General features: G+C 45.0%; 7 protein-coding genes and 3 pseudogenes. 2 read left to right on the plus strand and 8 right to left on the minus strand.

The features are described from left to right. Positions 1-55 precede the first annotated feature (55 nt). The 3 genes and pseudogenes from mobF to traD (ACED53_RS21610) form a co-directional block, all read right to left on the minus strand. Positions 56-652 (minus strand): annotated as a pseudogene (gene mobF / locus ACED53_RS21600) (MobF family relaxase); the annotation flags it as partial. Between the two features lie 93 nt (positions 653-745). Next, a complete protein-coding gene (locus tag ACED53_RS21605) occupies positions 746-2,239 on the minus strand; it encodes a hypothetical protein (RefSeq protein WP_102579741.1) in 1,494 nt (497 codons plus the stop codon). 616 nt (positions 2,240-2,855) lie between these two features. Further along, positions 2,856-4,814: pseudogene (gene traD, locus ACED53_RS21610) on the minus strand (type IV conjugative transfer system coupling protein TraD). Positions 4,815-4,962: 148 nt separating this feature from the next. Between traD (ACED53_RS21610) and ACED53_RS21615 the strand changes: the two are divergent. Together ACED53_RS21615 and ACED53_RS21620 are read left to right on the plus strand one after the other, a co-directional pair. Next, positions 4,963-5,580: a DUF2913 family protein gene (locus ACED53_RS21615; protein ID WP_017100254.1), complete on the plus strand. Its 618-nt coding sequence runs from the start codon at positions 4,963-4,965 to the stop codon at positions 5,578-5,580. 157 nt (positions 5,581-5,737) lie between these two features. Beyond that, entirely contained in the window at positions 5,738-6,145 is a 408-nt protein-coding gene (locus ACED53_RS21620; RefSeq protein ID WP_017100253.1) for an H-NS family nucleoid-associated regulatory protein, read from the plus strand. A gap of 419 nt (positions 6,146-6,564) precedes the next feature. Here the strand turns inward: ACED53_RS21620 and ACED53_RS21625 are convergent, their stop codons facing one another. The 5 genes and pseudogenes from ACED53_RS21625 to traD (ACED53_RS21645) all read right to left on the minus strand — a co-directional run. Then, positions 6,565-7,134, minus strand: a complete 570-nt coding sequence (locus ACED53_RS21625) for a TfoX/Sxy family DNA transformation protein (RefSeq protein ID WP_102579742.1) — start codon at positions 7,132-7,134, stop codon at positions 6,565-6,567. Positions 7,135-7,738: 604 nt separating this feature from the next. Next, positions 7,739-7,924, minus strand: coding sequence for a hypothetical protein (locus ACED53_RS21630; protein ID WP_198927411.1), 186 nt, complete (start codon positions 7,922-7,924; stop codon positions 7,739-7,741). 184 nt (positions 7,925-8,108) lie between these two features. Beyond that, complete coding sequence (locus ACED53_RS21635; RefSeq protein ID WP_017100250.1) at positions 8,109-8,651, minus strand: hypothetical protein; 543 nt, start codon at positions 8,649-8,651, stop codon at positions 8,109-8,111. Positions 8,652-8,787: 136 nt separating this feature from the next. Further along, a pseudogene (locus ACED53_RS21640) lies at positions 8,788-9,788 on the minus strand (IS3 family transposase); the annotation flags it as partial. A 123-nt stretch (positions 9,789-9,911) separates the two neighbouring features. Beyond that, the coding region (traD, locus tag ACED53_RS21645) for a type IV conjugative transfer system coupling protein TraD (protein WP_371715303.1) at positions 9,912-11,557 on the minus strand (1,646 nt) is incomplete at its 5' end.

An 11,557-nucleotide genomic window follows, 5' to 3' on the forward strand; every position in this document is an offset into this window, starting at 1 on the left:
TAATGGCACTCTGCTAAGTGTAGACTGGCAGAGAGGGAGTGGATTCCATACATCATTTTAGGCTGGTTGATAAAGCGCGTAAATCTCCTTCTTTATCGCGCGTCATGTTAGCGGCTAGCGCGTGCGAATGCACTTGCATGTCATTTTCACGGCTGGTCTTGTGGCGTACGACTGCAAATAGCATCGAATCCGTATTTTCGTATTCTTGAACGCCTTTCTCATGGGTGACTTTGACTTGTGCTACGTCTTTCTCCAGCTCTGTTAAGGCGAACTTCACGGCGTTATTGTGCGCTTCAATGAGGCGGCTATCTCCGCCAATAAGCGCAAGAACGCTGAGGGATTTGGGCGCAGAAAAGGTCAGGTCGAAGCCCGATTTATGATCATCTCGTTTTCCTTTAATGGTTTCACCGCCAAGACTGCCTGAGAGTACCGATTCTAGGGTGGCTTGCTCTACGGGTTTACCCGCCAGTCCCGCTTCGATGGCCAGCTTGCCATGCCAGAAGGTGTTTTCTTCTTGGTCTTTTTCCTTGAGGTAATAGTTATCGCCCGCGTTTTTTTCTAAAGAGACGTCAGGTAGGTCTTTGGGGTTTTCTTCGCTGAGATAATATTTGGCAGCGCCAGAAGCGGATTTTAATGGGCTAATAGAAAGCATGAGTATTTTCCTTATGCAACGCAAATTGCCGCTAGCAGCAAAACTGAGCGGTGAGTGGAGGTTAAGGGGGAAGTGGAATTAAAAGAGGTGTGGTTACAAAATGATCCCAACACAAGCAAAGGAATTGCTAGCGGTTAACGTTCGTTCTTCGTGAATGATGACGCCATTTTCATCAATGTGAATGGATGTAATGCCCGCTTTAAATCGGTCTAACGCTACAATTTCTTCATTGGTTAAATGCTTGCCATGAGTCAGGCATTCTAGATGGTTAAAGCTGTATTCATCGGCGGCCATCGCTAGTTTCGAAGAATCAGAATGCTTCATGCACTCATTGCCATACAGCCAATCTTGAGCACACTCTATATTTGGCTCTAACTGGTAAGTCATATGGTGGGTGACGCTTGCAAAAGAATGGGACTGGCTTGTCCATTTGTAGCTCACTTGAAAACAATCAACCTCATCGGGAATGACGGCATACCAACCTCGACTTTTGGGGGAGGTCTCTAAATAAACAGACACGTAGCGTTTGTTTGGCCAAAAGCGCTTTGTTTTTGGATTGCCGTTTGGTTTAGCCCAGTCGGGTCCTATAAATTCAAAATGAATGTCTGTTACCTTGTTGCTGGTCAGCTCAGGTGTCAGAAATATTCTAGGCGTAAATTGCAGGTATCGTTCCTTGGGGTATAGAGGCAGATGGATGTCGAGTTGGTGTTTAATGGCCGATTGGATCTCTGAGTGTGCTTGAGTGTAGCATTCTGACCATTCAAGACTTTTTGCCGCCTCAATGGGTGACATGCCCCGGGCATATAAATCGATATAGGGTGTCCAATCTATCTTGATGTATCGGTATGGGATTTTTTTGAGATGCGCTGCAAATGCCTTAAACCATTCTTTCCATTGGTCGTCATATTCGTGGGTCATTTTTCCGTTGAGATAATTAAGACCTTTGCGAGTAAAAGTGACGCACCTTTGATCATCGTTGAGTTCTAGGTAATTTTCTGAAATCAGTTGCTCTAAGATGTCTCTGATTAGCATGCCAGAGTGTGGGTAAACATCCAAAGCGCGCTCTTTTGCTTGAGACTTGCTCAAGCTCATTCGCTTTTCTTTCATGTGCGCTAGATACTGAGTGTTGATAGGGTCTACTTGGTAATTTTTTGTTCTTGGCCACAGCCAATCTAAAAGGTCGCGGGCATAGGCCGTATTCGGTCCTAATTCTAACGTATAGGACGTTGGCGCTTTGGGTAGGGGGGGAAGCTCTTCGGTAGTTAAGTTTCTTAGTATGACATGGGTAAAGCCTTCAATATTGTCGATGTGCTCCCCCAAGCTGACTCTGACACTTTGGATGAAAGGAATGATGGATGCTTGGTTAAATAGAATGTTGTGGGTTGGCTCGTGGTGCGTGACTGCTTGCGCTTTTAAGTCGTCCCAGTCGCCATAACCTACCGCTTGAGCGCAAATCGATAACCATGTGTTTTTTTCGGTGGCGTTGCCCTGAATGATTTCAGCGAAGGTAAGTTGATCGAATATAGTGTGTAATTGTTTCTTTAATATCGGTAGATGGTCAGAATTAAAGAGGGTCTTATTTGACATGGTAATTCCTTGATGAATGAACGTAAAAAAGCCTTGCAATGGCAAGGCTTGGAAGAGTGGTTGAGTGATTATTCGAGATGATGAGGCTCTAGGGTGTCGTCTCTATGGGGCGTTACGCTTTTCATCGATTTTCCTTTAATGAATCTCATCAATGATAGGGCTTACGTGCGCTTATGGTGCACTATAACTAAATATCTAGTCATGACTAAGATTGAGTCAGTGCACTTTTTGACACGCTGGGTGCCAAGTACATGAAAGTCAGGCCTATCGAATTCAATAAACCAAATAACGAGTACTTCATGCTGATGCTCAGGAGTAAAGCGAATACTGCAAAGGTGAGTACGATGTAGTGAGGAGTGTTGGGGCGTTTTTTAACAAAAAAACCACGATGCGCTTCAAACCATACAGTGATAAAAAGCCAGTGGACGCGATGAAAAGTTGCGTCCACTGAAATTGACTCTTGGTGATCTGCATAAGACAAAGTGCAAAAAATAAGAGTGAGACGACCAAGGTCTCGAAGATTAATCTAGACAAACTCGGTAACATAAAAATACCTAATACATTTGGTTTGCAATGACCTATTTCTGTCTTGTGTGGCTATCGACTATTTGATGCGCTATTCAACCATATCGCCCGCTTCCATCTCTATTTCCGGTGAGGTGGCTTGCTCTTCAATGGTTCGCTGCGCTTGCTCCTGGTACTCGAGATTGTCTTGATCCTTTGACTCGACCATCGCTTGCACGGTGTCACTTTGCATCGCTTCTTTCATTTGGCTTGCCTCGTTGAGCATTTATTCTTTTGAATCGAACTTGGCATGTTGTAGCTTGAGAAGTGGTTGCTGCGCTTCTTTGGATAGGTGAAGACTCGGTGCGACCTTTCGTAGTAAGTGGTTTGAACATGGGCTGTGACAATGTCACGCTACGTTTGTTGAAAGAAGGGCAGATGTCTTTCATGACATCGAACTCCAAATCCAGCTTAGTGATGAGATCAACACCTGGCGTACGTACGTAACACAGCAAATCATCCAAAGCTTGGATCTCACTCGGCGAGACCGCCGGGCCTTGTGACCGTTTGATGGCCCAATGACACACCGTCACGCAGCGTGTTCGCGCCGTACGACACGTTTTCTTTAGAAATATCGACTTCTTGCTCCCCCAAGTCTTTGGAAGAGATTTGCGCCATTTGTGCTGATGGCGCACGAAAGAAAAAGCGCGTGTTCAACAAATCAAACATCTCATCGGCGGCGTTCTTGCCATAGGTTTTCAGCAACTGCGCGTACGATTGGATACCAATTAAGTAGCACCCGCCAAATTTTCGCACTTCGGCTGTGATGGAGCCGAGTTCAGGTAATTTATGCAGACTGGGCATTTCATCCATCAAGACCCAAATGCGGCGGTCTTCATCGGCTTCTAGCCCTAAAATGGCGTTGGACACGATAGCCAACCACATGGAGATGAGCGGTCGCAGTGACGCATGCTGCTGCGCGTTACTCTATAAGAACAAAAAGCCGGTCTGCTTATCGTCTTGTACCCAGTCTGTAATAGAAAACTTCTTCTGCAGCGCTTCGTCTCGATGCTCATCATCAGGCCGTCTAAAAACGCATGCTTTTCATGTAGGTGGCCAATACCGATTTGATGGAAATCGCGGTTTTCTTGATGTCCTTCGATGCCAGGGCGGCGGCCTCGGTGCCTTCCAGAAAATTACCTAACGCTTCAAGCTCACTGGTCAAAATTAAACTCAATAGGCGTGCGGTCGTCGCGGGTTTATTGTCCTGGCTCATGCGAAAGGCGGTGGATGAAAAAATGGTGCGCGCTGAGTCAACCCAAAATGGATCGCCATCGCCGTGTTGTGGGATGAGGGCCGCGGCCATGTTCTCAAAGTCGGGGGCGTCTTTTGCGTCGCACCACACGTCCCAATTCGCGCATCGAGCATCAAACGGGTTCAATATGACGTCGGTCTCAGGGCGGTAGAATTTACAGGTGAACACACAACCTTTGTCGTAAATAATGGCCTTGTCGCCACGCTCTCGTATCCATCGCACCAGTTTGCGGATCATCACTGATTACCCGCCGCGCCCGTGGTGCCATCGCCATAACCGCGTTTACGGTTCACTTTAGCGCGCTTGATTTGCATCTTGGTTAATACTTGTAGCTCAACCAGACGAAAACCACGCACATGAAAGTCTTCACTCTGTTTCTCGCCTTGCTCTTTGAAAAAACGCTGCAGCAGATAAAAGATGAAGAATCCGACCAACATCGAAATGAGGTAGTAGACTTGGAAGTTTCGCCACTCCTCGGCGTGAATATCGAGAAGCACGACATTGTCAAGCTGAGACGCGAGCGTGGATTGGTAGCGCTCACCGTCCCACACTGGGTTCACCAAGTTGTCTAATAGCGTATAAAATATTCCGCCAGTAATAGAACTCCCCCAAAAGGCGTGACGCGAGGGTGGCCAATAACATCCCAAAACCAATGAACTTGATGATGGTGTTGTTGACTTGGAAGAACATTCGAATGGAATGGAAGATGACTTGGCCACCTCGGGTAAAATGATTGCTTTTCTTACGGGGACGCATCGTCGCTCCTTATTTAAGAGTTGGCGTTGAAGGTAAAGTGGTGAAATGAACGTATTCACTGCTATTCAAAGGAAAGGCGCGCTTACGCCATGATTTTCATTGGGGATTTGATACACTGTGCGACTGATTGGATAAACAGAGCGCTTTGATGAGTCAAAATTTAAAACACTACCTAGCTCTGGATGAGCTGGTTACCCATTCACTGCTGACGCTCTATTGCACTATGAGTCAGCAAGGTGGGTTTTGGACGGTAAAGAAACGCAATGCCTTCTTGGTGAAATACCTCAAACCGAAAGTAAAGCAGGCTCAATTCTCTGTGTGCAAAAACGACCTAAAAACCATGCTCACTATTGGTCGCCAAACCAGAGGCAATCTTGAGCAAAAGTTGTGGACGGTCAATCAACTGAACCTTGAGTATCAGGCTCGATTGTCACAGGCGGATGAACTCTATCTCATGCTGACAGACCTCAATGATCAGCACCAATTTCCTTCCGAGCTCGACCATCCCGACAAAGCGAGAGAGGAGGAGATCTTGTACATGACCCAGTCAGAAATTGAAGAAGGGTTTGATAAAGACAATAACCAAATCAAACCCTTGGTGATGACTGTCAAAACGACGCGCCTCAAAGCGCTGATTGAGGCCGTGCAAGCCCAAGGTGTCTATCGCGTAGAAATCGAGCATGTGGATGAGCATGAAGTGATTCACTTACTCTTGCATCGCATTTCCTCCCCAAAAGTGAGCGATAAGCACGTTGTTGGACAATGACCTCTTTATTTCTCCCCCTCTGTGCCATCTAAGCTTTTATATGAGACCCAGTTAACAAAGCATCACTACTTTCAAATGAATTTTGACACACACTTCGACAAGCATTATATATGCTGCCGCTTAGTCATATAAAAACTCAACAATAAATAGGCTTAACATGAACCCAATGATTAAAACGTTACTGAACATTCGCACTTTGCGAGCATTCTCTCGAGAATTAACTTTTGAGCAGCTTGAAGAAGCACTGGATAAATTAACAACCGTGTATCTGGAGCGCCAGGAAAGCGAAGAAGCTGAACGTGAAGCGCGCGCAGAAAAAGAGGCCAAAGTGGCTGAAATGGCAAAACAAATGTCAGAGAGTGGAATAGGGGTAGAGGACTTACTGGCAGCGCTCACTGGACAGCCAAAAACAAAAAAAATTCGTCAACCAAGACCCGCGAAATACCAATACACTGATGAGAGCGGCACTGAAAAAACATGGACAGGACAAGGTCGCACACCTGCGGCCATTCAAACGAAATTAGATGCGGGTCAATCCATTGATGATTTTTTGATTAAGCGCTAGTTTCTTTTACTCAAACAATGGCTTACTTATCATAGCCAGGCCTGCTGGGCTTATTTATCACGAGAGATAAGCCCACAATGACCCAACATTTCGACGAGAATGATACCTTACTGAAGTCAGAGACGGTATTTATGAAAGGGCTTGGAGACGCCAAAAAGCGCCCCTGCAGACGGCTATAACGGTCATACTTGACCCTTTGCTCAGCAAAAAGTCAGGGCAATGGACAGAGCCCCCATGACTTGGCGCTGGCAAACACATATCAATATTACAAAGCATTAAACGAAAGGTGGTTTAATGCTCTATTGCCCCTTTATATGGTAACAAGCCACGAAAGACTTACATCACCTTCAATTACAGTAATTATAAATAAAGAGGGCTTCAGAGCCTCGGCTCGTTGTTTGTCGTTTTTATAGATATAGTCACACAGTTTCAATCAAATGGATTAACTCATTGCGCCTTTGGTCAGAAACGACCGACCAGTGTACACCTTGTATCGCTCCCTCTAGAATCCAAAGCAGTTCAAGTTTAACGGGAACATTATGCGAAGCTCGAATGGCGAGGAAAGCGTTGGCTGCGCCAACACGATATAAACACTCAACAGAATCAATACCAGCCTTCCTGAGCATCCGTTCTGTGCTTGCTTGAAAGTTCGGTAATACTCTCAATTTAACGGGGAAAGATAAACGTTTTGATAACCCTCTATTCTGGGAATCGTTCAGTGCACATTTAGCTAATTGAAGCACCTGGTTACGATCCTTCAATACATCATTAGGTAGGATGTAATAAGAGGTGACAACCCGACCCGTCCGTTTTGTATAAGAAAAGGGCTGAAATCCACGCTTTTCAAACACTTTTTTTTGGCTTTCATTCGCTCTTATGCATAATCGCTCTTTCGCAACGAAAGCAAAAACTGTCTTATCTGAAAATAAACCAAATCCGCCGAACATAGAGTGCGATGTTATGCTTCCTAATGGTGATAATAGATCCATGTAATGTTTCAAAAAATTGTTAGGCATACTGATGAATACTGTAATGTTTAACCTCATTTTTAGAGGAGGTATGATTTAACTATTTTATGGGCTAATGCAAAGTAAAAGCATGATCGAGTTCTCATATTAACCGCCCATTTGGAACGCCGTATAACATGACCATAATACGGATAAAATACCGTTAACAAGCTTCTAGCATTTCAACTAATACGGTGCTTCGCGTCTCACCTCAATAACAGGAAAAGGGCTCAGAAGTAGAGGGTAAGTGAGAGACAAATATAAAATAACGTCAAAACCCGTCCGGTTCTTACTATCAATAAAGTAGCCCACTGAGACGGTCCACTAAAATTTCCTGAGACGAAATTAAAAAATAGGGGTTGGTCGCGCTCAGTGAGCTAGGGTTATCGATTAAAAACGAAAATACTTCTGACGTACTGCGTTTGTCTGGCTCACTCTACCTACTACATGCAGGCATATAGCAGGTGGAGCGAACCTTGATTTATTCCATAACACGAAAGTGGGGTGGGTAAATTCGTCCAACGTTTGGAAAGTGAATCCATTGAATGTTCTGCTTGTTCAGGGCTCTCACAAGGGTTGAGCGTTTTTATAACTCAGGAACAAATTTCTTAAGATCACGATGGAGATTAGCTGGGCAATCTCCAATTGCGCTCCAATAGTCAACAATACCTTTGATTTTGCCGATATCTGCATGACCGTTGTCATGCATAATTTTCATCAACTCTAAAGTCGGAATAGACTTCACTTCAAACGTTTCGGCTAACTCAGCCATGTCTTGATCATCTGTCACCACAGGAATATCTAACTCTAGCGCATACGCAATGTAGAGGGCATCAACCTTTTAGCGTCTTCTATAAGTAAGCACGAAATGTCGCCAGTCGTTGCCGTCGAGCATATCGAGAACAATGAGTGGTTCAGGTTGTTTTAACATGTCAGGGCCGCATCGTATTTTTTCATCATAGGTTATTGTATTCGATGATGGAGGGATAAATTGAGTGGCGAGTATGATGACCGTGATCATGACCATGTGTCGTGTTTGTTTGAGTAATCACGATGGTTTCAATTGTTGTGTTTTGTTGTGTCGTTGCCAGCGTCACTGTGCCAAAACCAAGATTTGGTAAACTATTATCCCATAAAAGAGAGCCTGAAAAGGGGCATAGCGCAAATACGCATCCGTTAGAGCCGCAAATCAACATACCTTTTTCTAGCAAGAGCGTAGTGGTTCCTAATGCCTGGTACTCTTTTCCTTGTGGCCGATTTCTCCACACTTCTTGTCCTGTTAATTGGTGAATGGCGATAATGTGACCATTGGTTGCGCAAAATAATAACTCTTTAAGGTATAGCGTTTTCGCGGTTTCTTTCTCTTCTGCCTCGATGGGGGAGTGTATGAAACAAGTAAATCCTTGCTGCGTCAGTTGACTTGCCTCCTCTTTTAATGTGCCATCTTCATTACTCAATAAAAGATATTCATTTTCTTTGTGTAGGAAAAGATAACGCATTAATCGCATTTCCATACAGGCAGTTGATGTGCTTTAGGGATAGGTTGGTTGTAAGGGTATTTCATTTGCAGTCCGTATTGGGCTTTTGGGTTCATAATTATTTTCCATTGTTGAGGTGTCTCGTCCTAAAATACGTTGACGGTGTTATGTCATGCTTTTTAAGCTTCTCTTGATAAAAACTAGAACAATACTGAAGCCCTCTCTCTTAGTGATGGATTGTCGCATGACGATAACATCGAGTTTTTACCGTCATATCTAAGGCCTTCACAACATCGCTCGCTTTCATTTCATTGCTGACTTCATAACCCATGATTTTAAGACTGAAGGCATCGGTAACCAATGACAAGTAATGAAAGCCCTCGATCGACTGAACATAAGTGATGTCGCTCACCAGAACCTCTCTGGTTTTGACGGAACGACTTCTTTTAGCAAGTTCGGATGTTTTTTCATCCAGTGCCTGCTGTTCGTTGTTTTGGTGTAACTCCGTTTCGGCTTAACGAGTAAGCGCTCTTCCCTGAGGTAATCAAACAAAGCATCACGCCCAAGTTTTACTCCCTTAGCTATCAGCCTAGGTTTCAATAAGAAATAGAGCTTACGAGTTCCTAGCCGAGGCATGAAGCGTCTTAGTTCAAGGACCATTCCTTTAACAGGAGCAAGCTCAGCCTGACGAGTTGCCTCACGCTTTTCTCTCTGTGACGGGATATATCGAGCAATGAGCAAGCTTTACTTAAGCTTAATTTCCTCTCCTTTTGAAGGCTTCTTGCTCCTTCGCTATATACTTTTTCTTAGCGACATCCCATGCTCAGCATCAATAATATCAACAACTCTGTTGAGAAGAAGGCACCTAAGACGTTCGTCTTCGAGCTCTTGTTCAAGTCGTTTTATTTTTTGGGCGGGTGTTTCATTCACTCTCGGTGATTTTGACATCGTGTTCTTCCTTGGATTGGTAGTCCAATCCATTTTGCCATGCTTTCTTAACCAAGTAAGAACGGTCGAACGACCTTGTATGCCGTAAATTGATTGGGCTTGTTTATAGGTCATATCGCCTTTTTCGATGGCGTCTACAATCTGTAATTTAAAGCCTAGTGTGTAATCACGCTGAGTGCGCTTAACGTAGTGTTTATTTGGAATGGTCATATGTGTAACACATTTCAGGACGGGACAGTGATTAACATCCTTGTTTAAATGCCCTCGACACCTAGTTTTTGATAAGTTGACCATTTAAGAGGGTATTTAAGTTCCTTAAAGCGCAATGGCTATTTATTCTACCATTTCTCCAGAGTCCATCTCGATATCTTGAGATATCGCCGACTCTTCAAGCTCTTGATGCGCGCGCTCTTGATGGTCATTGTCTGATTTGAGCTTTTCCGACTCCTTGCTGGCTAACGCTTTGACTGTCTCACTTCGTTGTGCTTGTTGGATTTGGTCGGTTTCCAGCTTCATCTCTTCCGGCGTTTCAAATTGCTTGGCTTGGATTTCTGTGAGTGCGTTACGCTCTTCTTCGTTGAGGAGCATACCTGGGGCGACACACTCAAAGTAAATCGCTTTTTGATACGCTTTGGTCATGGCGGGCGATGGGGTGTAATCACGTTTTATAAAGGCCGGTGTCACATCTCGCATCTTATCAAAGTGCAAATCCAGTCGAGTGATAAAGCTGCTTCCTGGTACGCGAAGGTAACATTGCAAATCATCCATGGCTTGGATTTCACTGCTAGAGATAACCGGTCGTGTCACCGTCTGGTGGCCAATCGATACCCCATCACGGAGTGCATTTGCACCGTAAGAAATGTGCTCTCTTGAGACATCCACCTCTTGCTCACCCAAATCTTTGGATGAGATTTGCGCCATCTGCGCTGATGGGGCGCGAAAGTAAAAGCGAGAGTTGAGTAAATCAAAAATAACGTCCGCGGTATTTTTTCCGTAGGTTTTCACGAGCTGCGCATAAGACTGGAGACCAATCACATAACAGCCCCCAAACTTACGCACTTCGGCAATGATGGTGTCAAGCTCAGGCAGTTTATGCAGACTTGGCATTTCATCCATAATCACCCAGATGCGGCGGTCTTCATCGTCTTTGAGTCCCAAGATAGCGTTAGAAGCAATGGCAAGCCACGTCGAAATCAAAGGACGCAATGAGGCGTGTTGCTGCGCGTTACTCGATAAAAACAAAAAGCCTTTTTGTTTGTCATCTTGTACCCAATCGGTGATAGAAAACGGTTTACGTTTGGGCTCTCCTTTCGTGTCTTTGTCATCCAAGCCATCTAAAAAGCGTAGGCTCTTAATGTAGGTAGCGAGCACCGACTTAATGGAGATGGCCGTCTTTTTGATGTCTTTCGAGACAAGGGAAGCAGACTCTGTGCCTTGCAGGAAATTACCCAGGGTTTCAAGTTCAGACGTGAGTATCAGGCTAAGCAGCCTTGCGGTCGAGCAGGGCTTGTCATCTTGGCTCATGCGATACGCCGCACTTGAAAAGATAGTCCGGGCGGAGTCGACCCAGAATGGGTCACCTTCGCCATGCTGCGGGATAAGGGCGCTGGCGATATTTTCAAAGTCAGGGGCTTCTTTTGCATCGCACCACACATCCCAATTGGCGCAGCGTTCATCGAAGGGGTTGAGTAAGGTGTCTTGGCTAGGGTCAAAGAACTTACTGGTAAAGGTGCAGCCTTTATCATAAATAATCGCTTTATCCCCACGTTTGCGTATCCAGCGCAGCAGTTTCCGCAGCATGACGGATTTACCGGCCCCTGTGGTGCCGTCAATCAGCATGTGCTGCACTTCAAACTCACGTTTAAATAAGGCCAGCCCATCCACTTTGAAATCAGAAATTCGTCCGTTGCCTACACCCTGTTTCTTGAGTTTCTTTGCCCGTTTTTTCAAATCATTTGTGAGCACTTTGGGTTCGGCGT

The sequence above is a fragment of the Vibrio sp. 1F169 genome, assembly GCF_041439605.1.
GTDB classification, from domain to species: Bacteria; Pseudomonadota; Gammaproteobacteria; order Enterobacterales; family Vibrionaceae; genus Vibrio; species Vibrio tasmaniensis_A.